General features: G+C 64.1%; 20 protein-coding genes and 2 pseudogenes. 12 read left to right on the top strand and 10 right to left on the bottom strand.

Annotation, left to right across the window (positions count from 1 at the left end):
• The 3 genes from AC0L3D_RS05415 to AC0L3D_RS05405 form a co-directional block, all read right to left on the bottom strand.
• Positions 1 to 1,269: a CCA tRNA nucleotidyltransferase gene (locus AC0L3D_RS05415; RefSeq protein ID WP_128174429.1), complete on the bottom strand. Its 1,269-nt coding sequence runs from the start codon at positions 1,267 to 1,269 to the stop codon at positions 1 to 3.
• Complete coding sequence (locus AC0L3D_RS05410) at positions 1,266 to 1,898, bottom strand: CoA pyrophosphatase (RefSeq protein WP_128169702.1); 633 nt, start codon at positions 1,896 to 1,898, stop codon at positions 1,266 to 1,268. The genes AC0L3D_RS05415 and AC0L3D_RS05410 overlap by 4 nt, the downstream gene beginning before the upstream one ends.
• A gap of 61 nt (positions 1,899 to 1,959) precedes the next feature.
• A complete protein-coding gene (locus AC0L3D_RS05405) occupies positions 1,960 to 2,589 on the bottom strand; it encodes a DUF1285 domain-containing protein (protein WP_023799948.1) in 630 nt (209 codons plus the stop codon).
• Between the two features lie 146 nt (positions 2,590 to 2,735).
• On the opposite strand from AC0L3D_RS05405, the gene AC0L3D_RS05400 reads away from it, so the two are divergent.
• From AC0L3D_RS05400 to AC0L3D_RS05385, 4 genes are read left to right on the top strand one after another with little or no spacing between them, the layout of a single operon-like run.
• Positions 2,736 to 3,740: an AAA family ATPase gene (locus AC0L3D_RS05400; RefSeq protein WP_023799949.1), complete on the top strand. Its 1,005-nt coding sequence runs from the start codon at positions 2,736 to 2,738 to the stop codon at positions 3,738 to 3,740.
• Positions 3,740 to 4,654 carry a DUF58 domain-containing protein gene (locus AC0L3D_RS05395; protein ID WP_023799950.1) on the top strand — a complete coding sequence of 305 codons (915 nt, stop codon included), beginning with the start codon at positions 3,740 to 3,742 and terminating at the stop codon, positions 4,652 to 4,654. The genes AC0L3D_RS05400 and AC0L3D_RS05395 overlap by 1 nt, the downstream gene beginning before the upstream one ends.
• Positions 4,651 to 7,476, top strand: coding sequence for a DUF4159 domain-containing protein (locus AC0L3D_RS05390; protein ID WP_287227516.1), 2,826 nt, complete (start codon positions 4,651 to 4,653; stop codon positions 7,474 to 7,476). Before AC0L3D_RS05395 ends, AC0L3D_RS05390 begins: the two co-directional genes overlap by 4 nt.
• Before the next feature lie 3 nt (positions 7,477 to 7,479).
• On the top strand, positions 7,480 to 9,567 hold the full coding sequence (locus tag AC0L3D_RS05385) for a hypothetical protein (protein ID WP_287260211.1): 2,088 nt from the start codon (positions 7,480 to 7,482) through the stop codon (positions 9,565 to 9,567).
• 205 nt (positions 9,568 to 9,772) lie between these two features.
• On the opposite strand, the pseudogene clpS (AC0L3D_RS05380) reads toward AC0L3D_RS05385, so the two are convergent.
• From clpS (AC0L3D_RS05380) to AC0L3D_RS05355, 6 genes and pseudogenes are all read right to left on the bottom strand, one after another.
• Positions 9,773 to 9,889: pseudogene (gene clpS, locus AC0L3D_RS05380) on the bottom strand (ATP-dependent Clp protease adaptor ClpS); the annotation flags it as partial.
• 3 nt (positions 9,890 to 9,892) lie between these two features.
• Positions 9,893 to 10,540 (bottom strand): annotated as a pseudogene (locus AC0L3D_RS05375) (VOC family protein).
• Positions 10,541 to 10,717: 177 nt separating this feature from the next.
• Complete coding sequence (gene clpS / locus AC0L3D_RS05370; protein ID WP_023799954.1) at positions 10,718 to 11,023, bottom strand: ATP-dependent Clp protease adapter ClpS; 306 nt, start codon at positions 11,021 to 11,023, stop codon at positions 10,718 to 10,720.
• Positions 11,024 to 11,217: 194 nt separating this feature from the next.
• Positions 11,218 to 12,399 (bottom strand): choline ABC transporter ATP-binding protein, encoded by a 1,182-nt coding sequence (choV, locus tag AC0L3D_RS05365; RefSeq protein WP_023799955.1) that lies wholly within the window; start codon positions 12,397 to 12,399, stop codon positions 11,218 to 11,220.
• Positions 12,396 to 13,250, bottom strand: coding sequence for a choline ABC transporter permease subunit (choW, locus tag AC0L3D_RS05360; protein WP_023799956.1), 855 nt, complete (start codon positions 13,248 to 13,250; stop codon positions 12,396 to 12,398). The genes choV and choW overlap by 4 nt, the downstream gene beginning before the upstream one ends.
• Positions 13,251 to 13,410: 160 nt before the next feature.
• Positions 13,411 to 14,358 (bottom strand): choline ABC transporter substrate-binding protein, encoded by a 948-nt coding sequence (locus tag AC0L3D_RS05355; protein ID WP_023799957.1) that lies wholly within the window; start codon positions 14,356 to 14,358, stop codon positions 13,411 to 13,413.
• Positions 14,359 to 14,594: 236 nt separating this feature from the next.
• Between AC0L3D_RS05355 and AC0L3D_RS05350 the strand changes: the two genes are divergently transcribed.
• The 8 genes from AC0L3D_RS05350 (at position 14,595) to AC0L3D_RS05315 (ending at position 24,887) form a co-directional block, all read left to right on the top strand.
• Positions 14,595 to 15,206 (top strand): thymidine kinase, encoded by a 612-nt coding sequence (locus tag AC0L3D_RS05350; RefSeq protein WP_287375412.1) that lies wholly within the window; start codon positions 14,595 to 14,597, stop codon positions 15,204 to 15,206.
• A gap of 223 nt (positions 15,207 to 15,429) precedes the next feature.
• Positions 15,430 to 16,518, top strand: coding sequence for a hypothetical protein (locus AC0L3D_RS05345; protein ID WP_023799959.1), 1,089 nt, complete (start codon positions 15,430 to 15,432; stop codon positions 16,516 to 16,518).
• Between the two features lie 29 nt (positions 16,519 to 16,547).
• Entirely contained in the window at positions 16,548 to 17,693 is a 1,146-nt protein-coding gene (locus AC0L3D_RS05340; RefSeq protein ID WP_027151017.1) for a hypothetical protein, read from the top strand.
• A 24-nt stretch (positions 17,694 to 17,717) separates the two neighbouring features.
• Positions 17,718 to 19,628 carry an AAA family ATPase gene (locus AC0L3D_RS05335; RefSeq protein ID WP_287260205.1) on the top strand — a complete coding sequence of 637 codons (1,911 nt, stop codon included), beginning with the start codon at positions 17,718 to 17,720 and terminating at the stop codon, positions 19,626 to 19,628.
• Between the two features lie 220 nt (positions 19,629 to 19,848).
• Positions 19,849 to 21,153, top strand: coding sequence for a DUF6638 family protein (locus AC0L3D_RS05330; protein ID WP_473643369.1), 1,305 nt, complete (start codon positions 19,849 to 19,851; stop codon positions 21,151 to 21,153).
• Between the two features lie 50 nt (positions 21,154 to 21,203).
• Positions 21,204 to 22,346 carry a DUF2333 family protein gene (locus AC0L3D_RS05325; RefSeq protein ID WP_473643367.1) on the top strand — a complete coding sequence of 381 codons (1,143 nt, stop codon included), beginning with the start codon at positions 21,204 to 21,206 and terminating at the stop codon, positions 22,344 to 22,346.
• A 131-nt stretch (positions 22,347 to 22,477) separates the two neighbouring features.
• Complete coding sequence (locus tag AC0L3D_RS05320; RefSeq protein ID WP_473643365.1) at positions 22,478 to 22,900, top strand: ester cyclase; 423 nt, start codon at positions 22,478 to 22,480, stop codon at positions 22,898 to 22,900.
• Positions 22,901 to 23,207: 307 nt separating this feature from the next.
• On the top strand, positions 23,208 to 24,887 hold the full coding sequence (locus tag AC0L3D_RS05315; RefSeq protein WP_023799967.1) for a formate--tetrahydrofolate ligase: 1,680 nt from the start codon (positions 23,208 to 23,210) through the stop codon (positions 24,885 to 24,887).
• 313 nt (positions 24,888 to 25,200) lie between these two features.
• On the opposite strand, the gene AC0L3D_RS05310 is transcribed toward AC0L3D_RS05315, so the two are convergent.
• Positions 25,201 to 25,848, bottom strand: coding sequence for a cysteine hydrolase family protein (locus tag AC0L3D_RS05310; RefSeq protein WP_473643364.1), 648 nt, complete (start codon positions 25,846 to 25,848; stop codon positions 25,201 to 25,203).

The raw sequence follows: 25,848 nt of genomic DNA, 5'->3' as shown, positions 1-25,848 counted from the left end.
CTAATTTTCGAGTGCTTCTGCGGCGCGCTTGAGAAGTGCGCCGCGATCCAGCGCAAAGCCGGACTCGATCCACTCGTTTTCGAGGTTCTTCAGGGTTGCGCCGAGTTTCGGCCCGGGCGACGCGCCAAGCCTCGTCAGATCGGCGCCCTTGAGCGGAAAGTCGGGCTTTTTCCATTTTCCGGCAAAGGCCAGCAGCCGCGAAAAGCCGCCAGCTTCGAGCAGCGCGTCGTTGTCCTCGACGGCGCGGGCTCGAGCGGAAGCGAGCGACAGCCGCAAGCGATCGACAAGGCCCTGACGATCGCCGCGATAGAGCCGTTTTGCGAGTTCCGCTTCGGTCGTCTTCGGCCCGACGGGCGCTGTCAGCGCCCACTGCCTGAGGCGACCGGCGTCGCTGACGGAGAACCTCAACCGCTCGGCGAGCGTCTTCATCCGCGCTGCGTCCGGCGGCACGATCGCTTCCAGCCTGAGCAGCGGGTCCAGCGTCCAGCCGAGATCCTTCTCCGCCCTGGTCAGCGCATGGATCGCATCGATGCCCCATTTCTCGCTCTCCGGCAGAACGCTGGTGAGCACGCCCGCCTGGCGCATCCACAGCAGGGCGCGCGATGGATCGGGGGCCGACAGCAGCTTCTTCAGTTCGGACCAGACGCGCTCGACCGAGAGTTGGCCAAGCCCCTCCTTGAGCCGGGCGCAAGCCTTCAGCCCTTCGGCATCCGGCCGGCCGTCGCCATACCAGGCGAAGAAGCGGAAAAAGCGTAGGATGCGCAGATAATCCTCGCGGATGCGCGCCTCCGGATCGCCGATGAAGCGCAGCCGGCGCGCCTCGACATCGGCAATGCCGCCGACCAGGTCGACGATCGTGCCGTCGGCCTCGGCATAGAGCGCGTTGATGGTGAAATCGCGTCGTTCCGCATCGGCCTTCCAGTCGCGCCCGAACAACACTTTTGCCCGCCGTCCGTCGGTCTCGATGTCGGCGCGCAGCGTGGTCACCTCGAATGGCTTGCCGCCGGCGACAATCGTGATGGTGCCGTGCTCGATGCCGGTCGGCACCGCCTTGAAACCCGCCGCCTCGGCGCGGCGGATGGTCTCGTCAGGCACGGTCGTGGTGGCGATATCGACGTCGGCAACCGGCTGGCCGATGAGCGCATTGCGCACCGCACCGCCGGCGACGCGCGCCTCCTCGCCGCCATCCGCCAAAGCCGCCAGCAGGCGCTGCAAATGCCGTTCCCCGAGCCAGTCGGCTTTGCCCGCGAGCGACACCCGGCCGCTCACGTATAGAGCCTTTCATAGAGCGTGCGGATGATGCCCGCGGTGACGCCCCAGATGCGCTGTCCGTCATAGGGCATTTCGTAGAAGACCCATTCGAGATCGTTCCACATGCGGCTGTCGCGGCCGTGGTTGGCCGGGTCCATCAGAAAGCGTAGCGGCACTTCGAAGGCGGCGTCGACCTCCTCGGAATTCAGCGTCAGTGAAAAGTCCGGCCGCACTATTCCCAGCACCGGGGCGATCCGGTAGCCGCTGCCGGAGACGTAATCGGGCATGCGGCCAATGATCTCGACCCGATCCTGGCCAAGCCCGATCTCCTCGAATGTCTCGCGCAATGCCGCCGCCTCCGGGCTCGGATCGGTAGGATCGATCGTGCCTCCGGGAAAGGCCACCTGCCCCGAATGGCTGCGCAGCTTTTCCGCCCGCTTGGTCAGCAGAACCGTTGCATCGCGTCCATGATCGACCACCGGGATCAGCACGGCGGCATCGCGCAGCGCCTTTGCGAGCTTCAAACGCGGATGTCCCGGGTTGAAGCGATGGTCGCCATAATCGTCGGCGGCATGCGCCAGCGGCTGCGCCGCGACGCGGGCGCGAAAATCCGCGGCCGAAAACGGCGCCGGCGTCACTTGGTCCATAGTGTCACCTGGTTCATCGCGTCACCTGGTCCATCATGCCCCGCCATTTGGCGTCGCCCGCTCACGCGCTCAGCCGCTGCAGTTTTTCCGCCGGCATGATCGGATAGACCGCACCCTTCGAGCGGACGGCAAACATCCTTCGGCCGCCGACCTCGATCTCCTCGCCATGCTCGACCAATTCATACATGACCGGCCGCGCCAGCAGCGCCTCCAGCCGTCCGCGCACCAGCACATAGGGTTTCAGGCCGCCGGTTGCCTCCTCGTCGACAAAGCGCAGCGGATGCTCCGGCCCGGCCTCGACCACATCGCCGACATTGGTACGAAAGGTGATGACCTGGCCATCGCCGGTGCCGCAAACATCCATCTCGACGGCTATGAAGGGCGCGTCGACCACGCGGATGCCGACCCTTTCCACCGGCGTCACCAGGTAGGTCCTGCCGTCTTCGTCCTTGCGCAGCACGGAGGAAAACAGCTGCACCAGCGGCATGCGGCCGATCGGCGTGCCTTGGTAGAACCAGGTGCCGTCCTGCCGGATCTCCATGTCGAGATCGCCGCAAAAGGCCGGATTCCAACGATCCACCGGCGCCGGCCCGTTGCCCGCGCGGGCGGCACGCGAGATCAGCGCCTCCAGTCCGCGCGCCTCGGTCGCTGCCGTCAAACTTCCTTCACGATCGTCGGCGCGTTCTGTCATGGTCACGAAATAGTCACTGTTGTTCCGCTTGTCAGCCTAAGTCAGTGATTTAAGTTCAAAGACGGGCGCCACGCGAGGCCGAATCGCGGCACTCTGTGGCGTCGAAGCTGCAAGCCGGTATTTCCAACGAGAAGGATCGATGCTGCATGAGCGTGATGATCAAGGAAAGCCCGATCAGCGAAGAGGACATGATCGCCCTGGCCGAGACGGCGCTGGCCGACATTTCCAGGGTTCGCGAGGGCGTCGGCCGCGTCATCTTCGGCCAGGAAAGCGTCGTCGAACGCACGCTGGTGGCGCTGCTCGCAGGCGGCCATGCGCTGCTGGTCGGCGTGCCCGGCCTCGCCAAGACCAAGCTGGTCGAGACGCTGGGCATCGTGCTCGGCCTCGATTCCCGCCGCATCCAGTTCACGCCCGACCTGATGCCGTCCGATATTCTCGGCTCCGAGGTGATGGAGCAGGACGAATTCGGCAAGCGCTCGTTCCGCTTCATCTCCGGGCCGATCTTCGCGCAACTGCTGATGGCCGACGAGATCAACCGCGCCTCGCCGCGCACCCAGTCGGCGCTGCTGCAGGCGATGCAGGAATACCACGTCACCATTGCCGGTGTCCGCCATGACCTGCCGGCGCCCTTCCACGTGCTGGCGACGCAGAACCCGCTGGAGCAGGAGGGCACCTATCCGCTGCCCGAGGCGCAGCTTGACCGTTTCCTGATGCAGGTCGACATCCTCTATCCGGAAATCGAGGCGGAGCGCCGCATCCTCCTGGAGACCACCGGCATTGAGGACGCCAAGGCGCAGAACGTGTTGCAGCCGGCGCGGCTGAAGGAGATCCAGACCCTCATTCGCCGCATGCCGGTGCCGGAAAGCGTCGTCGAGGCGATCCTCCAACTGGTGCGCTCGGCGCGCCCCGGCCAGGGCAATGCCGAGACCGACAAGCACGTCGCCTGGGGCCCGGGCCCGCGCGCCAGCCAGTCGCTGACACTGTGCGCCCGCGCCCGCGCCCTTTATGACGGACGGCTGGCGCCGTCGATCGACGATATCAGAGCGCTGGCCGAGCCGGTGCTGCAGCACCGCATGGCGCTGACCTTTGCCGCCCGTGCCGAGGGCACGACCGTGCGTGACGTGGTGGCGAAACTGGCAAAAGGCATCTGATGGCGCGTATAGGCGAGGCCCAGGCTCCGGCGGCGACGCGTGACGCGCTCGCCCGCGGCCGGTTGCGGGCATCGCTGGTGCCGGACCTGCTGGTCGAGGCGCGTCGCATCGTCAACACGGTGATCGCCGGCTGGCACGGCCGCCGCAAGCGCGGCATCGGCGAGAATTTCTGGCAGTTCCGGCCCTATGTCGAGGGCGACTCCTCGCGCATCGACTGGCGCCGCTCGGCCCGCGACGACCACATCTATGTGCGAGACCGCGAATGGGAGGCCGCCCATACGGTGTGGCTGTGGGCAGATCCCTCGCCTTCCATGCTCTACAAATCGACCGGCGCCACCGTCTCGAAGGAGTCCCGCGCGCTGGTGCTGGCGCTGGCCATGGCCGAGCTTCTGTCGCGCAGCGGCGAGCGCATCGCCTGGCCCGGGCTGACCGATCCGTTCACCGCCCGCAACGGCGCCGAGCGGATCGCAGCACAACTCAGCCATGCCGGCGAATTGCCGGCAAAGCCCGACCTGTCCGCCATCCGCCGCTTCTGCGACATCGTCATCGTCAGCGACTTCCTCGATCCGGTCGAGGACACCATCGCCTGGCTTGACGTGCTCGCCCGCCACGGCGTGCGTGCCCATCTGATCGAGGTCGCCGACCCGGCCGAGGAGAGATTCCCCTATGCCGGCCGCACCGAATTCACCGATCCCGAGACCGGCGACAAGCTGACCGCCGGCCGCGCCGAAACGCTGGGCGATGACTACCGACTGCTTTACATCGCCCGCCGCCAGGAACTGACCGACTGGTGCAAGCGCCTCGGCTGGAGCTTTACCGTCAACCACACCGACCGCCTCGCCTCCGATGCGCTGGTGCGTGTCCACATGGCGATGACCGTCGATGGCAGCTCAGCCGGGAGGATCCGCGCATGAGCTGGCTGCCGCTCTCCTTCGGAGCGCCGATGGTGCTGTGGGGCCTTCTGGCCCTGCCGGTGATCTGGTGGCTTTTGCGGTTCACCCCGCCCAAGCCGCAGACTGAGGTCTTCCCGCCGCTGAAGATCCTGGCCCGCGTGCTGAAGCGCGAGGAGACGCCGCAACAGAGCCCGTGGTGGCTGACGCTGCTCAGGCTGCTGATGGCGGCCCTTATCGTTGCGGCGCTGGCCGAACCTGTCTTCAACCCGCGTGAAAGACTGCCGGCCGAGGGCACCGCTCTTGCGTTGGTCATCGACAATGACTGGGCAAGTGCCGCCGACTGGGGCCAGCGCGTCGCCACTGCCGAACGGCTGATCGCCGATGCCAGCTCCAACGACGTGCCTGTCATCATCGCCTTCACCGCCGAAAAACCGAATGCCGAGATCGGCCCGTTCGACGCCGCCACCGCGCTCGACCGGCTGCGCGCGGCAAAGCCGCGGCCGATCCCGACCGACCGCCCGGCCGTCTATGCCCGCGTCGCGACAACCCTGGAGAGCTTGCCGGGCGCCAGCGTCGCCGTGCTCGCCGATGGTCTGGCGGCGGAAGGCGACGAGGCCGCCTTCAACACGCTTCTGTCGAAGAACGCCGCCCGTGTCGTCTGGGCCGCCTCCGACCGGCCTGGCCTGATCGGCCTGACCGGCGCCGACAACCAGGTGGACGGCTTCGAGCTGACCGCCATCCGCGCGCCGGGCGATCCGGCGCCGGCTCAGGTGACCGCCGGCGCCTTCGACGACAAGGGCCGCCGCATCGCCGACGCCACGCTGACCTTCTCGCCGGGCGAATCCACCGCCACCGGCACGATGGCGGTGCCTTTCGAGCTGCGCAACGACTTCGCCTCGATCACGCTCGACGGTCAGCGGCAGGCCGGCGCCGTTCGCGTGCTCGACGAGAGTTCCAAGCGCCGCCGCGTCGGACTGCTGTCGCAGGCCGAAGCCGACCAGGCGCAGCCGCTTCTGTCGCCGCTGTACTACATCCGCCGCGCGCTGCAGCCCTTCGCCGATCTGGCCGAGCCGTCGAGCGCCGACCTTGCCGACGCCATCCCGCAGCTCCTCGACCAGAAGCCGGCGATGATCGTCATGGCCGATGTCGGCACCATTCCGCAGCAGGTGCGGCAAAGGCTGGTCGACTGGGTCGACAATGGCGGCACGCTGGTGCGCTTCGCCGGCTCGCGGCTGGTCGCCGCCGGCAATGACGACGACCTGCTGCCGGTCAGGCTGCGCACCGGCGAGCGCTCGCTCGGCGGCGCGCTGTCGTGGACGACGCCGCAGCCGGTCACCGATTTTCCGAAGACCGGCCCCTTCGCCGATCTCGCTCCACCGGCCGAGGTCACCGTCACCAGGCAGGTGCTGGCCGAGCCGACGCCCGATATCGTCGAGCGCAGCTGGGCCACGCTTGCCGACGGCACGCCACTGGTGACCGGGATGAAGAAGGGCAAAGGCACGCTTGTCCTGTTCCATGTCACGCCGGAGGCGACCTGGTCGAACCTGCCGATCTCCGGCAGTTTCGTCGAGATGCTGCGCCGCATCGTGCAACTGTCGCGCAACCAGGGTGCGGCGGTCGCCAATGCCGAAGCCGCCGCCGCCTCGCTGGCGCCCTACCGCATGATATCAGCCGATGGCACGCTGGTGCCGCCGACGCCGGATGCACGGCCGCTGGTGCCGGGTGCCGGCCCGCTGCCGGTGACGTTCGAGAATCCGCCCGGCCTGTATGGCTCCGACACCGGCGTCATCGCTCACAATCTGCTCAATGCCGAAAGCCGCTTGGCGCCGCTGGTCCGTCCTCAGATCACCGTGCCGGTCACCACCGTCCAGTACGCTTTCGACGAATCGCACAATTTGAAGGGCCCGCTGGTGGCGGCAGCTCTCCTGCTGATGGTCCTTGATACGCTGGCGGTGTTCTGGATGGGCGGCCTGTTATCGCGCCGGCCGCGCCGCGCCGGCACGGCCGCCGCAACCACCGCCGCCCTGCTGATTACGCTCGGCGCCCTGGTCGGCCACACCGACATCGCCCGCGCCGACGATGCCAAACCCGGTGATGAGCGGGCGATCGAGGACATTTCGAAAACCCGGATCGGCTATGTGCAGACCGGCGACCGGAGCGTCGATTCGATCAGCCAGGCCGGGCTGGAGGGCCTGACCCGCTTTCTGATCGAGAAGACCGCGCTTGAGCCGGGGGCGCCGGCCAGCGTCGATATCTCGAAGGACCAGCTTGCCTTCTATCCGCTGATCTACTGGCCGATCGATCCTGCCGCGCCGATGCCGAGCCAGGCCGCGATCGCCCGCGTCGACGCCTATATGCAGCAGGGCGGCACGGTGCTGTTCGACACGCGCGACCAGTTCGCCACCGGCATCGGCGCGGAGCAGGCCAGCCCGGCGACGGAGCGGCTGCGCGACATCCTCGGCAACCTCAACGTGCCGGCGCTGGAGCCGGTGCCGTCGGACCATGTGCTGACCAAATCCTTCTACATCCTGCCTGAGTTTCCCGGACGCTTCGCCGGCGGCCCGCTCTGGGTCGCGGCGTCGCTCGAAGCCAGCAACACCGAGAACCGCCCGGTACGCACCGGCGACGGCGTCTCGCCGATCATGATCACCGCCAATGATTTCGCCGGCGCCTGGGCGGTCGACGAGAATGGCGACCCGCTTTTGCCGACCGTGCCGTCGGATCCGATGCAGCGCATTTATGCGCTGCGCGGCGGCGTCAACATCATGATGTACATGCTGACCGGCAACTACAAATCCGATCAGGTGCATGTGCCGGTGCTGCTCGAACGGCTGGGGCAGTAAGCCATGAACTTGTCGCTCGCCTTCGAACCGCTCATCTCCTGGCCGCTGCTCGGCCTGGTGCTGGCGCCGCTGTTGCTGCTGGCATTGGTCGGCCTGTGGTTCCGCCAGCGCGGCGCGGTCTTCCGTTTTGCCGCCCTGCTGGCGCTGACTGCGGCCCTGCTCAACCCGGTGTTGCTCGACGAAGAGCGCGAGGCGCTGAAAAGCGTCGTCGCCGTCGTCGTCGACCGCAGCCAGAGCCAGGACATTGGCGAGCGCACCAGGCAGACCGACGAGGCGCTGGCCGGGCTTCAGCAGCGCCTCGGCCGCTTCAAGCAATTCGACATCCGCGTCGTCGAGGCCGGCAAGTCGGAAGCCGCCGAGGAGCGCACCGAAACGCGGCTTTTCGGGGCGCTTGAGAGCGCTTTCCGCGACGTGCCGCCTTCGCGCATCGGCGGCGCCATCATGATCACCGACGGCGAGGTGCATGACGCCCCGGGCGGCACGCCCGACTTCAACGCCCCGCTGCACGCGCTGATCACCGGCAACGACCAGGAAAAGGATCGCCGCATCCGCTTCGAGAATGCGCCGCGCTTCGGTTTGGTCGGCAAGCCGCTCGAAATGACCTATCGCGTCATCGGCACCAACAACGAGGCGGGCTCGGTCGATGTGCGCGTCTCGGTCAATGGCGAGCAGGTTTCGGTCGAGCGCGCCACCATCGGCCAGGCCATGCCGCTGCAGGTGACCATTCCCGGCGCCGGCCGCAACATCGTCGAGCTTGCCATCGATCCCGAGCCCGACGAACTCACCGACACCAACAACCGCGCCATCGCGCTGATCGACGGCATCCGCGAGAATTTGCGCGTGCTGCTGGTCTCCGGCGAACCGCATGCCGGCGAACGCACCTGGCGCAACCTTCTGAAATCCGACGCCTCGGTCGATCTTGTCCACTTCACCATTCTGCGGCCGCCGGAAAAGCAGGACGGCACGCCGATCAACGAATTGTCGCTGATCGCCTTCCCGACGCGCGAACTGTTCGTTGAGAAGATCAAGGATTTCGACCTGATCATCTTCGACCGCTACCAGCACCGCGACGTGCTGCCGGTCCTCTATTACGACTACATCGCCGAATATGTTGAAAAGGGCGGCGCGCTGCTGATCGCGGCAGGACCCGAATATGCCGGCGAAAGTTCCATCGCCCGCACGCCTTTGATGTCGGCGCTGCCGGCGATGCCGACCGGCGAAGTCGTCGAAAAGGCCTTTTATCCGCGCCTCACCGAGCTCGGCCAGCGCCATCCGGTGACGCGCGGGCTTGACGGCTCCGCCACCGAGCCGCCGCACTGGAGCCGCTGGTTCCGCACCATCGGCGTCGAGAACCCCGGGGGCGAGGCGGTAATGAAGGGCGCCGACAACCGTCCGCTGCTGCTGCTCGACCGCAAGGGTGAAGGCCGCGTCGGCATGTTTTTGTCCGACCAGGGCTGGTTGTGGGCGCGCGGCTTCGAGGGCGGCGGCCCGCATGTCCAGCTCTATCGCCGCATCGCCCACTGGCTGATGAAGGAGCCCGAACTCGAGGAGGAGCGGCTGACTGCCGACGGCCGCGGCATGATGCTGGAAATCCGCCGCCAGACGATGAGCGACGATCCCGGCCCGGCGCAGATCATCACCCCGTCCGGCAAGGCGATGACCGTCAAGCTCGAGAGAGCCGAACCCGGCGTCTTCCTCGGCAGCATCGAGACCAGCGAGATCGGCCTCTATCAGGTCGGCAATGGCGACCTGAAAGCGCTTGCCCATGTCGGCCCGGTCAACGCACCGGAATTCACCGACGTCGTCTCCACCGAGAACCGGCTGAGAGCGCCGGCCGAGGCCACCGGCGGCAGCGTGCGCCGGCTGGCGCAATCGTCGACCCTTGGCAATCTCGCCGGCGGCGTGACGCTGCCGTCGGTCGTCCCGGTCCGCTCCACGGGCGCGGCGGCCGGCAACGACTGGATCGGCCTGCGCACCACCGACGACAGTGTGCTGAAGGCCGTCTCGCGCGTGCCGCTGTTCGGCGGGTTCCTCGGCCTCGGCCTGTTGCTGCTGGCATTGGGCTCGATGTGGTACCGCGAGGGGCGGTAGCGACGCCGATTTTCCTTCTCCCCTTGTGGGAGAAGGTGGCCGAGCCCACGGGTCTTGCCTCCGGCAAGCCCGAGGACAGGCTCCGCTCGGTCGGATGAGGGGTGTTCCAGCTTGGCAGCGACGGCACTCCGTCCAGCACCCCTCAACCGTCTTGGCGCTGCGCGCCAATCCACCTTCTCCCACAGGAGGAAGGGAAGCGGGCGCGCTACTCCTCCGGTTCCGTCGTGAACATCAGCGGGTAGCCCTTGGCCTTGCCGGCATCGGTCGCCCGAGTCGCCTTGGTCTCGGCGACGTCCCTTGTGAAGACGGCGACGACGCAGACGGCTCAGTCGCCCGGGCCAGCAAACAAAATGAGATTTCCGTCTGGATCCATAACAATGAAGTTTCTGGCACCCCAGGGTTCTTTCCTGAGGACTTAGTGAAAGGGCACCCCTGCGGCCTGAAAATTCAGAAAGAGCTGTTTAATCTCGTCTGCAGTATCGACTGTGATCCCGGCGGAGAGCAGGTGTTCACGTTGCCGTATATCGCCAACGAACACAGGTTCGCAAACCAGCCTCAGCGCGAGTTGCGCATTGTCACGTGTCACCTGTCCGTAAAATGCCGGGTCGCCGTAAACAAAGTCGACTCCGAAGCCGAGCTTGGTGGTGAAGAATTCGAACGACGCTTTGATGTCGGTGACGAACAACTGCGCTGAGGTTGAACTCAGAACGGGTGCAGGTACGGTCTGTTTTTTCTGATCTGTCATGGCTGGGGCTCCTGTCTTGAGCGCCTGCCATCCCTCGAACCCCGATTGACGCGCGATCAGTTCCTGCGCGTCGCTGAGCTTGAAATTTGCTTCCAGTACCTGATTGTCATCGAGATGCTGGAAGCGTGGCAACGCAGCCCTGATCTCGGCTGCGACCGGATAGTACCGTTCGCGGTGCCACCGCAAATATTGCTTGGCCTGCTTTTTGAGGTTTTCGAGATTCGGCATGGGCGCAACTGTGGTTACAGTATAGGCGGGCATTGCCCTTTCGACGTTACACCGATGCGCCCTACGCAGCGCTGCGAACGTGCCTCGGCGATGAGCAGTTGTCAATCACCGCACTCCGTCCAGTACCCTCAACCGTCTTGGCGCTGCACGCCAATCCACCTTCTCCCGCAGCCGGCACTACTCCTCCGGTTCCGTCGTGAACATCAGCGGGTAGCCCTTGGCCTTTCCGGCATCGGTCGCCCGTGTCGCCTTGGTCTCGGCGACGTCCCTGGTGAAGACGGCGACGACGCAGACGCCGCGCTGGTGCGCGGTGATCATCACCCGCCGAGCCTGGTCCTCGCTCAGCTTGAACTCTCCCTTGAGCACCGTCACCACGAACTCGCGCGGCGTGAAATCGTCATTAAGGAGGATGACCTTGTAGAGCTTCGGCCGTTCGATCTTCGGCTTCGTCTTGGTGCGGGGTTTGGTGACGATCTCAGGCATCGGAACCGGCAACTGCGCGCAAGAATTTCGCTTTTATCCTGACATGAACGAAAGCAATCGTCCATTTTGAACCGCCCGCAAACCGCCTTCCTGGCGGGGCGCCGCCGTTCACAAGTCCATGCCTTATGTGGGACCGCCGCTAAGCCGCGCAGAGACCGCGAAGAAACGATACGGGCCGTTTCGTTTAGAAATAGCTACCGCCGCAACACCGCCGACAACACATCCCTGATGCCGATGGCGCCGACGAAGCGCGACTGGTCGTCGAACAGCGCCACCGGTGCGGTCTGCGAGCGGTGCATGGCCAGCATCACCGTCTTCAGCGAGGTGCCGGGATTGGCCCAGAATACCTGCGTCGTCTCCTCCGGCTGCGCCTCGACATCGGCGCACGACACCCAGAACGCCGGCTTGCCATCGCGCTCGGCCGCCGCCACCAGCCCGTGCTCATCGATCTTGAAACGCGTCGTCTTGCGGCGGTCGAGCCACACCCAGCCGTCCTCGCCGTGGTCGAGATCACGGCGGTCGCGCATCACGTTCCAGGCAGTCAGCACCGAGAGCGGATTCACATTGGCGATGAAGTCGCGGACATAGTCGTTGGCGGGGCGCAGCACGATGTCTTCCGGCGCGCCGGTCTGCACGATGCGCCCGCCTTCCATGATGGTGATGTGGCTGCCGATCTTCAGCGCCTCCTCGAGATCGTGGCTGACGAAGACGATGGTCTTCTTCAGCTCGGCCTGAAGCTGCAGCAATTCGTCCTGCAGCTTGGTCCGGATCAGCGGGTCGAGCGCCGAGAACGGCTCGTCCATCAGCAGGATCGGCGCTTCGGTGGCAAACGCGCGCGCCAGCCCGACGCGCTGCTGCATGCCGCCGGAAAGCTCGTGGGCGTATTTCGACGCCCACTGGTCGAGGCCGACGAGCTTCAACTGGCGGTCGACGCGCGCCTTGCGCTCGGCTTCGGGCACGCCGGAAAGCTCGAGCCCAAAGCCGACATTTTCCGCGACGGTGCGCCAGGGCAGAAGGCCGAACTGCTGAAACACCATGGCGACCCGCGTCTGTCGGATGTGGCGCAGCGTGGCGGCGTCGCAGGTTGCGACATCGACCATGCGGTCGCCGTCCTTGACCATGACGTTGCCGCGCGCCGGCACGTTGAGCAGGTTGACGGCGCGCAGCAGCGTCGATTTGCCGGAGCCGGAGAGGCCCATCAGGACGGAAATCTCGCCCTCGTTGACGGTCAAATTGGCACCGGCGCAGCCGAGCACGGCGCCGGTCTTCTCCAAAATTTCCTGACGCGTTGCGCCCCTGTCGACGAGCGCCAGCGCTTCCTTGCGCGCCGCGCCGAAGACGATGTCGACATTCTTGAAATCGACCGCAGCGCTCATTTGGCGGCTCCCGTGCCGATGCGGCTGATGCGGTCGAGGATGATGGCGAGCACGACGATGGCGAGGCCGGCTTCGAGGCCGAGCGGGATGTTGACCGAGTTCAGCGCGCGCACCACCGGCTTGCCCAGGCCGTTGGCGCCGATGAGCGCAGCGATCACCACCATGGAGAGGCAGAGCATGATGCACTGCGTCAGGCCCGCCATGATGGTCGGCAGCGCCGCCGGCAGCTCGACTTTCCACAGCAGCTGGCGTTTCGTCGCGCCGAAGGCTTCGCCGGCCTCGATCATCGGTTTCGGCACCGAGGTGATGCCGAGATGCGTCAGGCGGATCGGCGCGGGAGCGGCGAAGATGACGGTGACGATGAGGCCGGGTGCGATGCCGAGGCCGAAGAGAATGAGCACCGGGATCAGGTAGACGAAGGTCGGCATGGTCTGCATCAGGTCGAGGACCGGCTGGAGATAGCGGTAGCCGCGCTCGTTATGCGCCGCCCAGATGCCGATCGGCACGCCGATGGCCATCGAGGCCGCAGCGGCGCCCACGACCAACACCAGCGTCTCGACGGTTTCCTGCCAGAGATCCTGGTTGACGATGAAGAGCAGGCCGAGCGCGACGGCAAGCGCCAGCTTCCATGATTTCTGCAGGTACCAGGCAAGCCCGGCTATGGCGGCGACCAGGAGGACCGGGGGGACGAGCAGCAAAAGATCGACGAGCCCGTCGAGAACGACGGTGAGCCCGTCGGCGATACTGTCGAAAAACCACTCGAAATTGGTGGTCAGAAAGTCGAAGAAGGTCTTGCCCCACCGCCCGATCGGGATCTTGAAGCTCGAAATCAGTTGCGAAACCGGATCCATGGCAAATGTCCCCTCATTCTTCTTCACCTCTCCCCTGACGGGGTGGGCCGAACCGCGCAGCCGAGCCGGGTGGGATGGTCACGGTTATGCTCCGTTCCGAACCATCCCAACCGCGGCGCGTGCCGCGCCGAACCTCCCACACGGGGGAGGTGTAAGTTTGCTACGAACCCAGTGCGGTTTTCACCGCGGCCGCGGCGTCGCCGCCGTCGAAGGTCGTCACGCCGGCGAGCCATGGCGTCATCGCGTCCGGATTGGCCTTGAGCCATTCGGTGGCCGCGGCTTTCGGGTCGGCGCCGTCATTGAGGATCGCACCCATGATCTCGTTTTCCATCTTGAGCGAGAACACCATGTTCTTGAGCAGCGCGCCGACGTTCGGGCATTCGGTGGTGTAGCCGGCCCGGACATTGGTGGCGACGGTCGCGCCGCCGAAATTCGGGCCGAACACCTCGTCGCCACCCGACAGATAGGCCATCTTGATGTTGGCGTTCATCGGATGCGGCTCCCAGCCGAGGAAGACCACGTCTTCGCCCGATGCGGCCGCCTTCTGCACCGCCGACAGCATGCCGGCTTCGGAGCTTTCGACAAGCTCGAAATCCTTCAGGCCGAACTTGTCGGCGGCGATCATGTCGAGGATCAGGCGGTTGCCGTCATTGCCGGCTTCGATGCCGTAAATCTTGCCGTCGAGCTTGTCCTTGAATTTGGCGATATCGGCGAAATCCTTCAGACCGGCATCATAGGTGTGCTGTGGAACGGCGAGCGTATATTTCGCGCCTTCCAGGTTGGTCACGACCGTCTCGACCGACTTGTCTTCGAGATAGGGTTTTATGTCGGCTTCCATGGTCGGCATCCAATTGCCAAGGAAGACGTCGACGTCCTTGTTCTTCAGCGAGGTGTAGGTGACCGGAACCGACAGCACCTGCACGTCGGGCTCGTAGCCGAGCGCTTCGAGGATGACGCTGGCGGTAGCGGTGGTGGCGGTGATGTCGGTCCAGCCGACATCGGCAAAACGCACCGGCTTGCAGCTTTCCGGCTCGGCGGCGAGTGCACCGCTCGCCGAAAGAAATGCCGCCAGACCGAAGCCGGCGGCGAGTAGTTTCATACGCGACATCTGTATTCTCCCATTGTGATCTGTCGGCGAAGCGAAATTGCGGATTTGTCTCCGCCTTGTTTCGTCAGCCAAACACCATTCTGGTGCGGTTTCAAGCGATAAGACAATCGCGATCAACGGCGCGGGCTGGCCGACCAGCGACAGATTCGCCGCTTTTCCGGTGGCCAGGCGCTTTTCCGGTGGAACGTCGGGACGCCCCCTCCCCGCGTTGGGACAACTCGGCTTAAAAGGGCGGCATGGCCAAGCTGTACTTCCACTATGCGACGATGAATGCCGGCAAGACGACGATGCTGCTGCAGGCCTCCTACAATTACCGCGAGCGCGGCATGATGACGATGCTGTTCGTCGCCGGCCACTACCGCAAGGGCGACACCGGGCTGATCTCGTCGCGCATCGGCCTGGAGACGGAGGCTGAGATGTTCCGCGACGGCGACGACCTGTTCGCCAGGGTCGCCGAGCATCACGACCACACGACCGTGCATTGCGTCTTCGTCGACGAGGCGCAGTTCCTCGAAGAGGAGCAGGCGTGGCAGCTTGCCCGCATCGCCGACCGGCTGGACATCCCGGTGATGTGCTACGGCCTGCGCACGGATTTCCAGGGCAAGCTGTTTTCCGGCTCGCGCGCGCTCCTGGCGATAGCAGACGATCTGCGCGAGGTGCGCACCATCTGCCGCTGCGGCCGCAAGGCGACGATGGTCGTGCGCCTCGGCGCGGACGGCAAGGTGGCGAGACAGGGCGAACAGGTGGCGATCGGCAAGGATGTTTATGTCTCGCTCTGCCGCCGCCATTGGGAAGAGGAAATGGGCCGCGCCGCGCCCGACGATTTCATCGGCTTCACCAAGGCCTGAGCAGCGCCGTCGGCGACGCTGCCGATCTCCCCCCTTGCGGGCCCTTGCGGGGGGAGATCGGGTGCGGCTTCGGCTTTTCGCCAATCACCAGCGGTGGAAGGCAGGCCGATGGGGTCGGGTTTTGTTTGAGGTATCGCGGCATCTTCCGCCTTTCCTTCCCCCCTTGCCATACATATATTCGCGGCGTTCGCGACACGAACAATTGCCGAAGCGGGAGGCTCCTATGGCGACATTGCAGAATTTCGATGCCGAAATTGCCAAGACCAATCAGGTCGTGCAGGACATGCGCACCAAGATCGAGCAGTCCGGCGCCGTGCTCGACACGCTCGCCAGGACCGACAGGAAGATCGGCGACGCCAATTTCGACCTCGAGAACGCCCGCATCGAGGATGTGCTGAAGCAGCAGAAGGTGATGGAAGGCAACATCGCCGACCTGATCATCGGGCTGGAGGACGCCACCAACGTCTTCGGCGCCGAATTCGAGAGCATGAAGAACTACACCGGCTGGGAAAGCTTCGTCGGCATATTTTCCGACCAGAGCAAGCAGCGCATGCGCACCGACCGCGTCCGCAACATGTCGCTGGCCGGCAATCTGCAGGAGCTTCTGGCGAAATCCGACACCATCGTCGGCATCCTCAAGGCGCAGAAGCAGATCCTCGACCAGCGTTACAAGACCTCCGAGGCCAGCCTGTCGCAGGTGATCGAGCGCCGCAAGGCAACCATGTCGAATCTCGAGACCGTGCAAAAGCGCATCGAGGAGCTCAATCCGATGCTGCTCGACATCGAGAACAAGATCGCCGCCTCGACCAGCCAGAAGGAGCGCACCGAGCTTGAGGGCGAGCGTTCGAAACTGGCAACCGAGTACAACGAGAAGCAGGCCAAGGAGCAGGAACTGCTGGCCGAAAGCCAGACGCTGGAGCGCTACACCTCGATGTTCCAGACCTTCGTCGATTCGCTCAACAACCAGATCGCGGCGCAGTCGACGCTGATCAACAAGCTGACCATCGATACCGAGCAGCGCATCGTGCTCTACAAGGCCCTGGAAGATTCGCTGAAGACCGCCGCCCAGCAGGACGTCGCTCACAAGATCAACACGCTGGGCAGCCAGGTCGACAACACCGCCGAGGAAACCATGGCCGGCATCGGCGCGGCCTCGCAGAAGCACATTGGCGATCTCCTCGAAATGCACGAGAAGAACATGGTGGCGACCGCCGACATCCAGCGCCGCAAGAAGCTGGCCGACGATGCCTTTGCCCGCCGCTTCGACGACGTGCTGAAAAAGCACAATGCGGCAAACTACGTGCAGTCGTAATTGCTGCATATCTCCCAAGGGCTGGCTGCATGACCCCCGAAAACGAAGCCGCAACGCGGTATTTCTCGGCGATCACCGCGGCACTCAGCGGCCTCGAAGTGTTCATGCGCGACGATCGCTCGCCGCTCTATCGGCACGGCATCGTCGCCAAGATCGTCGCCGAATACATTGCGCGGCTCGACAACTCGTTTTCCTGCTGGCGCAACCGGCTGGGCTTCATGGAGACATTCCGCATCTCGCGCGCCGAAAGCGGCTTTCCGGTCTTCCAGAACGTGCTCGAACTTGAAAACGACCGCCGCCAGGCCGATACGCGTCTCGCCAACATACCGCTGGCCGACGAGTTGCGCGAGGAAATGGCCGACTTCATCCTGCGCCACAAGGAATTCCCCGAGGCGCTGCAGAAGTCGATGGCCGAGCGGCTCTATCTGGAAGGCGTCAGGAGCGAGACGACCTTCGGGCCGTTCACCTTGGCGCAGACGGCAAAAGTCTCGGTCAATCCGAAGACCAGGCGGCCTTACTACCTCGCCCATTGGGCAGCCTTCGACGGCAGCGCCAACCTGCCGCTGGTCTACATGGTGACGGTCGAGGATTCCTCCGAAGAGATGATCGGGCAGCTTGTCGACCGCAATGGCAAGCTCAACGAAAAGGTCGACATTCCGCTTCCGGTTGAAGGACTGCTAAATCCCGAGCTTGCCCACCGCTTCGACGACTTCACCGAGAAGAACTCCGCCTATACGCTGTCGCCGGCTACGATCGCGGTCAACCTCGACAAGGATTTCGAGCAACTCCACCCCAAGCAGCTGCGCCGCGTCGTGCTCGGGCCTTTCTATTCGGCCGGGATCACCGACAACAATTCGACGGTGACCGACATTCTGGACAAGGTGCGCAAGCCGGAAAACGCCTGGCTGCTGACCTGGACCATCCAGGAGGTTTATTCGAAATCCGAAAAGCCAGGTCGCAAGGGGTTGTTTTCGAGCGAGAAGGCGACGCAGGAATTCTTCATCGACACCGACGATCTGGAGGCGGCGCGACAAGGCGTGTCGAGCTACGAGAAGCACGCGCTGATCCCGCATGAGGCCTATCAGGCGCTCTACGCCGCCGGCGAGGCGCAGAAGATCTTTTCCGGCTACAAGGTCCACATCCTGTCCAAAGGACAGGTCATCAGTGACGTCTGACAGTCAAACCGCGGAGCATCCTTCATGGACACCGGCCTGACCACGATTTCGGAAGCGGCAATCGAAAAGCACCGCGCCACCGCGCAGAGCTTCATCACCCGCATCGTCGTGCTGGAGGACCCGTCGCGGGAATCCGGTACCGCACTGGCCGGCACCAACCGCCGCTTCGTCTCGACCGTCTCGGTCGGCTCGGTGCGCCGCACGCGCGAGGTCGAGCTTTCCAAGACCGTCGCCGCCGTCCATCCCGACGACCAGCTGCTGAGCATTGCACAGCACATGCTGCTTTATCGCACCCGGCGCGGGCTGGCGATCGCGCTGGCCATCGCCGATGTCTTCGCCGAAGGCTCAGATCTCGAGAGCCTGAAGGCGAAAAACGCCCGCGCGCCGCTCGAAGGCGACGAGGCCGCCGCCTTCAAGAAGCTGCTGTCGGCCTCGGCCTATATTTCGGCCTTCAGCCTCGCCTCCTATCTGTTCCAGCTGATCGACAGCGACGGCGAGGCGCCGAACGACACGCCCGAGCCGGACTTTTTGTTCGACACGCCGCAGGACGCGGTGAAATCGATCGTAGCCGGCCTCGACAGGGCGATAGCAGGCGCGAAGGACGACGCCGATCTGATGACCCGGGCGCGCGCATTCGCCCGTGTCGTCATCGACGGGCTTTTGGCGCGAAAGGGCCGCTTCGACGGCATTGGTCCGTTTGAGAATGCGCATATCCGCATCGACGTCGACGACTTCACCCTCGACGGCTTCGACGTCGCGCCGGGCAAGCGGTCGAAGCCGCTGGTGATGACCTTCAAGAAGCCGGAAGAGGTCGTCGGCAACCACATCGCCAAATACCAGTCGGTCAAGCTCGCCAAGATGCTGATGGCATACGATTTCGAGCGCGAGCTGAACCCGTTTGTCGAGCTCGGCGGCTTCCTGTTCACCTTCATCGGCGACGGCGCGCCCGGCACCGGCAAGACGACGCTGATCCAGATGATCGCCGGTCTCGTCAACGGCTACTGCCAGGTCGCCGGCTATCCCTTCGCCTACGAGAATTTCGGCGTCGACCAGATCTCCTCCTACCAGGGCAAGTCGGGCCAGAACTGCCGCCAGTTCATCAACAATGTGCTGAACTCGCGCGTCATCGGCTTCGGCACCATCGACGATATCGACCAGGTGGCGGCCCGCCGCTCCGACGATCGCGCCTCGGCCGGCCAGCAGGAAATCACCGGCGTCCTGATGGACGCATTCGGGGGTGCGGCCACGGTGGTGCGCGGCAACTGCTCCTTCGGCATGTTCTCCAACTATCCCGAAAACGTCGACGACGCGCTGCGCCAACGCGCCGGCGCCCGCTGGCTGGTCGATGGGCCCCAAACGCGCGACGACTATATCGACATCTTCGTGCTGCTCGCCGGCAAGAACCACAAGATCCCGCTCGGCGACCACAAGCTCTATGCCGCCCAAGAAATCCAGCGCGCGGTGATGGAGGCCTATGAAGAGCACGAGAAGCCCAGGGAAGACGGGCTGATGAAGGTCTATGAGCGCTACATGAAGGAGAACGGCGCGCCGAAGTCGATGGCCGACATCGGCACCTATCTGCACATGATCAAGGAGGCCGAGCCGCGCTTCACCGGCCGCGCCATCAAGAATGTCACCGATGCGATCAAGATGCGCGCCATGGACATCGAGTTGCCGGACGAATGGTTCGAGAAGCCTGAAGTCTTCATGCACAAGAGCTACGACGACAAGAAGGCGATGATCGAGGAACTGCGCGGCCCGTTCTCGATGGACATGGTCATGCAGGAGGTCAACCGCTACGCCGACTCGGAGTTCCGCTATTCCGACAAGTCAGACGACGCCGCAGTGACCAAGATGATCCGCGACACCCGCCTGCGCGACCGCGCGGTCCGCGAGATCGAGGAGCTGAAGAAGAAGGGCCTGTGGAATGCGTGAGACGCGCCGACGCTCCCTTCTCCCCTTGTGGGAGAAGGTGTCGCCGAAGGCGACGGATGAGGGGTGCTCCAGCTTGGCGCCGATGGCGCTCCGTCCAGCACCCCTCATCTGTCTCGGCGCTACGCGCCGATCCACCTTCTCCCACAAGGGGAGAAGGGATGCCCGCGCCCCTCATCCGCCCTTCGGGCACCTTCTCCCCGTGAACGGGGAGAAGAGATAGATGAGCCCCGCCAGGAAGTCCGACCTTTTGCGCGAGAACGAGCTGATCTATGGCCGGCTGCTGACCATCGACGAGCCACATCTGATCCAGCGCTACAACAAGGCTTTGGTCGCCTTCGGCCTGAAGCCGACGAAGCTGAAGAGCTTCGAGATCGACCGCACCGGCTTCTCGCCGCAAGTGGCCGAGGAATGCGGCGACTACAGCTACCTCGATCCCAACGAGATCAATCGCCGCTTCATCCTCCTGACCCCGTCGCAGGTCGACCTGCCGGTGGTCCACACCGCCTTTTCCAACACCTCGCAGCTGATGTTCGAGTTCATGTCGACGAACCAGCGCGCCATCGACGCGCTGACTATCAAGGATGTCATCTACGGCGAGATCGAGGATTCGGTCCCCAAGGTCGACGACATCGAGGACCTGCTGTCGATCAACCAAGTCGAGTTCAAGGTGCTGTCGGCGGAGGACGTGCTCGGCAAAGCCGCCGAACTCGGCAAGCTCGTCGACCGGTTGAAGCAGGAGCCGGACGCCTGGCGCGACAGCGCCATGCTCACCCGCATGGTCGAGCTTGCCAAGATCTGCGGCGACATCCGCGAGAACGCGCTGGTGCCGGATCGGGTGATCTTTCGCCACAGCGCCTATTGGACCAGCCATTTCGGCGGGCTCTATGTGTTCATCGACCCCGACATGACGACGGTGATCAGCGACCCGGCAGCACCCGGCTTCCGCCGCTCGCGGCCGTGGCAGGTGAGCTACCTCTCGATCAATGATGCCGACAGGGTGTTCAAGTTCCTTGCCGCGACCGGCCGCATCGAACTGCCGCGGGCCTCGTGGATCGAAACATCAGGCTATCTCGAGCACCGCGCCGAAATGGTGGTCCGGGCGCTGATCCGCGACGCCGAGCCCGACCGCAACCTGACCGACGTCGACAAGGTCTGGCTGCAGACCTGGATCCACAGCCATGCCGACCTGATCACCAGGGACGGAAATTTTCCCTTTCTCAACGCCGCCAAGCGCGAGATCGCTCACCTCGGCTATCTCAAGATCGAGGACGTGTTCCCGCAGCAGCGTTTCCTGACGATCCGGGCCAAGCCCGGACATCCCGACGCCTGGCTGACCAACCAGTTGATCTCGGATTTCGTGCCGCAGGACTTCGTCTCGCGCTACGTCTTCAACAAACCGGGTTTTTACAGGGACTGTGACGGCTTCAGCGACGCTTGGCGATCGCATGTTGTGGACGTTCTGAAAACCACATATCTGAAAGACAAGGTGGCGTTTCGCACACGCCTCTACGGCCTTACCGATTGAATGCCTAACCTTATCGAATACTTGGCTGACTGACGAGGGGTGACATCGCCATGCTTGATCCGATCGTGAATTTTTTCACACGGATATTCCAGTGGATCGGCCGCGGCATCGGCTTCGCCGTCGGCGTGATCCTGTGGCCGTTCATGTGGGCCGGGCGCTGGTATACGCAGCGCGGCTGGATCCTGAAGGCGGTGCTCGGCCTCGCTCTGCTCATGCTGATCGGCCTCTACGGCTATTTCATCTGGAACACGCAGGTTTGGAGCAATTTCAATCCCGCCTATGCGGAAGCATATAGGTTCACGCAGCCGGCCGGAACCGCGCCGGCGCAGCCCGCTCCTTCCGCCACCGGGGAAACCGCTGGCGTCGAGGGAGAGGTCAAGACCTGCACCCACTCGGCCATTGTCCAGGTTACGGCCGATCTCATCGATTTCAACGTCAACGAGAATGCCTGGATCTCGTCGATGATACTCTACAAGCTCGGGTTCTTCGGCATGGACTGGGACCGCACGCCGTTTCTCGACAACAAGGCCTCCTTCCAGCGCGGGGTCAATCAGGCCATCCGGCGCACCACGGTCGAGCTTGTCGACACGCTGGGCCGCGTCCGCGGCACCAGCCAGATCGACCAGAACCTGCAGGATGCGCGCGGCGCGATCACCTTCGACGAGGAAACCTGGTACTTCGGCCTCAGGCCCTTTGGTCCGAAAACCCCGACGCCGAGTTTTTATCGCACGGCGGCGAGCAGCCTTCGCGCCTTCAACGACCGGCTCATGAAATGCGAGGTTGTCTTCAACGCGCGCGCCGACAATCTGTTGCAGTTCGTCGATCGGATCGCGAGTGACATAGGCTCGACGTCGGACCTGATCCGTGACCGTTCGCAGAACTTCAACAGCGGCTGGTTCGACACGCGCGCTGACGACCGCTTCTGGTTCGCCTACGGCCAGCTCTACGGCTATTATGGCATCCTGACGGCGGCGCATCACGATTTTCAGCAGATCCTCGACAATCGCGGCCTCACGCCGCTGTGGAACAGCGTGGAAGGCCAGCTCAAGGCAGCGCTCGCCATCCAGCCTCTGATAATCTCCAATGGCCGCGAGGATGGCTGGATCATGCCCACCCACCTCACCACGATGGGTTTCTATGTGCTTAGGGTTCGATCGAACCTCGTCGAGGTCAGGTCTGTCCTGGATCGGTGAAGCAAGCGATTGGTGAAAGACGCCTTGGCTTGAATCACCGCTGGCCCCGTCGGGATCGGCAACGTGCTGACGCGGCAGTTCGGCTGCGCATTGCGAGGAGCGGAACCTGATCGTCTCGTCGTCGTTCAACCGTGGGCGGCAGCCAGCGAGGACACGCGATGGATATCCGGGAAATTGCTCGAAATCTCTATGCCACGATCGATGCGCGGGACTGGGATAGACTGGCCGGTCTGGTCTCTCCGGATCTCGCCGTTCACCTCGCCAGCGCCAATCCGATCGGCTTTGATGACTGGCGAAAATCCCTGACCGAATTCTTTGTTGGTTTCCCGGACGGCCATCACGTCATCGACGACTTTGTCAGCGATGCCGACAAGGTGGTCACGCGCGGTCGCTTTCAGGGCACGCACACCGGCATCTTCCACGGCGTCGCACCGAGCGGAAACTGCGTCTCGGTTGGTGCGATTAACATTGATCGGCTTGAGAACGGCATCGTGGTCGAACATTTCGGCCAGCTTGACGGCTTGGGGCTGATGCACCAGATCGGCGCATTCTAGCGAGACCGCTCGAAGCGCCGACCGGCGCTCGGACCCTGTCGCATTCCGTGCATTCCGCGGCTGTTTTGAGACGGCAGGACGGCGCGTGCTCTGGCTTCTATACGGCGCGACAACCCGCGAAGATCCGGGTCAGGTCGACCAGGAGCCGTCTTTCTCTAGAGGAAACATAGTTGCATGCAAGTTGACGCCACGGCAGCGACAGGGCTAGAACGTGCCCTCGCCTGCAGTACCGGGCTGTTTCGAACAGGCTTGCGACCACACTGATCAAACCCGTCCCCTCCACCGTCCAATCCAGAGGAAAGCCGCCATGGCCGAAGTGAAGTCCGACATCGAGATCGCGCGCGCCGCCGACAAGAAGCAGATCCAGGCGATCGGCCAGAAGATCGGCATTCCAAGCGAGCATCTTTTGCCTTACGGCCACGACAAGGCGAAGATCTCGGCCGAGTTCATCAAGTCGGTGAAGGCAAACAAGGACGGCAAGCTGATCCTCGTCACCGCCATCAACCCGACGCCGGCCGGCGAAGGCAAGACGACGACGACGGTGGGCCTCGGCGACGGTCTCAACCGCATCGGCAAGAAGGCCATCGTCTGCATCCGCGAGGCCTCGCTCGGCCCGAATTTCGGCGTCAAGGGCGGCGCTGCCGGCGGCGGCTATGCGCAGGTCGTACCGATGGAGGACATGAACCTCCACTTCACCGGCGATTTCCATGCCATCACCACGGCGCATAATTTGCTTTCGGCGCTGATCGACAACCACATCTACTGGGGCAACGAACTCGGCATCGACATCCGCCGCGTCGTCTGGCGCCGCGTCATGGACATGAACGACCGCGCACTGCGCGAGATCATTTGCTCGCTCGGCGGCGTCGCCAACGGTTTTCCGCGCGAGGGCGGCTTTGACATCACCGTCGCCTCGGAGGTCATGGCGATCCTGTGCCTCGCCACCGACCTGAAGGATTTGGAAAAGCGCCTCGGCGACATCATCGTCGCCTATCGCCGCGACAAGTCGGCCGTCTATGCCCGCGACCTCAAGGCCGACGGCGCCATGGCCGTGCTGCTCAAGGACGCCATGCAGCCCAACCTCGTGCAGACGCTGGAGAACAACCCGGCCTTCGTCCATGGCGGCCCCTTCGCCAACATCGCGCACGGCTGCAACTCGGTCGTCGCCACCACGACGGCGCTAAAACTTGCCGACTATGTCGTCACCGAAGCCGGTTTCGGCGCCGATCTCGGTGCCGAAAAGTTCTTCGACATCAAGTGCCGCAAGGCCGGCCTGAAGCCGGCGGCCACGGTCATCGTCGCCACCGTGCGCGCCATGAAGATGAATGGCGGCGTCAAGAAGGAAGATCTCGGCAAGGAGAACGTCGAGGCGGTCAAGAAGGGCTGCGCCAATCTCGGCCGTCACATCGAGAATGTCAGGCAGTTCGGCGTGCCTGCGGTGGTCGCCATCAACCATTTCTATTCCGATACCGATGCTGAAATCAGGGCGATGAAGGACTACGTCGCCTCGATGGGCGAAGAGGCGATCCTGTGCAAGCACTGGGCCCACGGCTCGGCCGGCATCGAGGAACTCGCCAACAAGGTGGTGACGCTGGCCGAATCCGGCTCCTCGCAGTTTGCGCCGCTCTATCCCGACGCCATGCCGCTGTTCGAGAAGATCAACACCATCGTCCAGCGCATCTATCGCGGATCCGAAGCGATCGCCGACAAGTCGGTGCGCGACCAGCTCCACGCCTGGGAGCACGCCGGCTACGGCAATTTGCCGGTTTGCATGGCCAAGACGCAGTATTCGTTCTCGACCGATCCGAACCTGCGCGGCGCGCCGACCGGCCACACTGTGCCGGTGCGCGAGGTCAGGCTGTCTGCCGGCGCCGGCTTCATCGTCGTCATCTGCGGCGAGGTCATGACCATGCCCGGCCTGCCCAAGGCGCCGTCCTCGGAGAAGATATTCCTGAACGAGATGGGCCAGATCGAAGGCCTGTTCTGAGGGCTCGCTGCCCCTCACCCTTGCCTCAGCTTCGGCGACTGGCTGATCGACCAGCGCGTCGACCAATTCTCAATGTCGGCGCCGCCCCTCATCTGCCTGCCGGCATCTTCTCCCCGTGAACGGGGAGAAGAGGCTGGCCGCACCCTCGGCACGCATTCTGCAACGCTGTAGATTGGCGAAATCGGCGATGACGGCATCTTTCTCCCCGTCACTACACCGGGAGAAATGCCCGGCAGGGCAATGAGGGGCGGCGCTGATTCAACAATTGTCCTTACTTAAGGAACGCGGGAGACGCCTGAACATCTAAGTTCGCCTAAGCGGCGCTCCGCGCCAGCGCGCGCTGGTTGGAGGCATAGGGCGTATCGCGCTGGGGCAGCACGCCGGTCTTCAGGCAGTCGATCCATTCGGCGGTCTTGAGAACGGCGGCGAAGCGCGACTGCAGGACAACCGTCACCACGCGATGAATGTCCTCGGCCGAGGCGTAGCCGGCGCTGTTGGCATAGGGCAGCGACCCCGTCGCATCCGACAGGAACTCGACCGCAAAGCCCATATGGACGGCGTGGATGACCGTCGACAGATCGCAATTATGCGTCATGTAGCCGATGACTGTAATCGTATCGATAGCGTTGGCGCGCAGCCATTCCTCGAGGTCGGTGCCGGTGAAGGCGCTTGGCAAGGTCTTTTCGATGTAGTGGTCGCGGTTTCGCCTCGCGACCTCGGGATGCAATTCGGCGCCGTGACTGCCCTTGGCGAAGACCGGTGAGGTTTCCGGCGCCAACTGCTTGACGACCACCACCTTGACGCCTGCCTCGGCGGCCGCGTCCATGGCGCGCGCCACATTGGCGACGGTGTCGCGGAAGGGTGGGTGCTTGATGGCGAGATTGCCGCCGTCATAGTCGTTCTGAACGTCGACGACGATGAGGGCACGGCGTGGCGCTTTGCCTTTGGCTGAGTCCGACAT

This window comes from Mesorhizobium sp. WSM4837, from assembly GCF_055811435.1.
Note: the sequence above shows the minus strand (reverse complement) of the source record. Positions and strands in the feature narration are given on the sequence as shown.

What these genes read in the sequence shown, in the direction of transcription:
- clpS (WP_023799954.1), bottom strand. Translation starts at nt 11,023, where the DNA reads ATGCCTGAGATCGTCACCAAACCCCGCACCAAGACGAAGCCGAAGATC.
- AC0L3D_RS05340 (WP_027151017.1), top strand. Translation starts at nt 16,548, where the DNA reads ATGACCCCCGAAAACGAAGCCGCAACGCGGTATTTCTCGGCGATCACC.
- AC0L3D_RS05315 (WP_023799967.1), top strand. Translation starts at nt 23,208, where the DNA reads ATGGCCGAAGTGAAGTCCGACATCGAGATCGCGCGCGCCGCCGACAAG.
- AC0L3D_RS05400 (WP_023799949.1), top strand. Translation starts at nt 2,736, where the DNA reads ATGAGCGTGATGATCAAGGAAAGCCCGATCAGCGAAGAGGACATGATC.
- AC0L3D_RS05310 (WP_473643364.1), bottom strand. Translation starts at nt 25,848, where the DNA reads ATGTCGGACTCAGCCAAAGGCAAAGCGCCACGCCGTGCCCTCATCGTC.
- AC0L3D_RS05325 (WP_473643367.1), top strand. Translation starts at nt 21,204, where the DNA reads ATGCTTGATCCGATCGTGAATTTTTTCACACGGATATTCCAGTGGATC.
- AC0L3D_RS05335 (WP_287260205.1), top strand. Translation starts at nt 17,718, where the DNA reads ATGGACACCGGCCTGACCACGATTTCGGAAGCGGCAATCGAAAAGCAC.
- choV (WP_023799955.1), bottom strand. Translation starts at nt 12,399, where the DNA reads ATGAGCGCTGCGGTCGATTTCAAGAATGTCGACATCGTCTTCGGCGCG.
- AC0L3D_RS05410 (WP_128169702.1), bottom strand. Translation starts at nt 1,898, where the DNA reads ATGGACCAAGTGACGCCGGCGCCGTTTTCGGCCGCGGATTTTCGCGCC.
- AC0L3D_RS05390 (WP_287227516.1), top strand. Translation starts at nt 4,651, where the DNA reads ATGAGCTGGCTGCCGCTCTCCTTCGGAGCGCCGATGGTGCTGTGGGGC.
- AC0L3D_RS05385 (WP_287260211.1), top strand. Translation starts at nt 7,480, where the DNA reads ATGAACTTGTCGCTCGCCTTCGAACCGCTCATCTCCTGGCCGCTGCTC.
- AC0L3D_RS05395 (WP_023799950.1), top strand. Translation starts at nt 3,740, where the DNA reads ATGGCGCGTATAGGCGAGGCCCAGGCTCCGGCGGCGACGCGTGACGCG.
- AC0L3D_RS05350 (WP_287375412.1), top strand. Translation starts at nt 14,595, where the DNA reads ATGGCCAAGCTGTACTTCCACTATGCGACGATGAATGCCGGCAAGACG.
- AC0L3D_RS05405 (WP_023799948.1), bottom strand. Translation starts at nt 2,589, where the DNA reads ATGACAGAACGCGCCGACGATCGTGAAGGAAGTTTGACGGCAGCGACC.
- AC0L3D_RS05345 (WP_023799959.1), top strand. Translation starts at nt 15,430, where the DNA reads ATGGCGACATTGCAGAATTTCGATGCCGAAATTGCCAAGACCAATCAG.
- AC0L3D_RS05355 (WP_023799957.1), bottom strand. Translation starts at nt 14,358, where the DNA reads ATGTCGCGTATGAAACTACTCGCCGCCGGCTTCGGTCTGGCGGCATTT.
- choW (WP_023799956.1), bottom strand. Translation starts at nt 13,250, where the DNA reads ATGGATCCGGTTTCGCAACTGATTTCGAGCTTCAAGATCCCGATCGGG.
- AC0L3D_RS05330 (WP_473643369.1), top strand. Translation starts at nt 19,849, where the DNA reads ATGAGCCCCGCCAGGAAGTCCGACCTTTTGCGCGAGAACGAGCTGATC.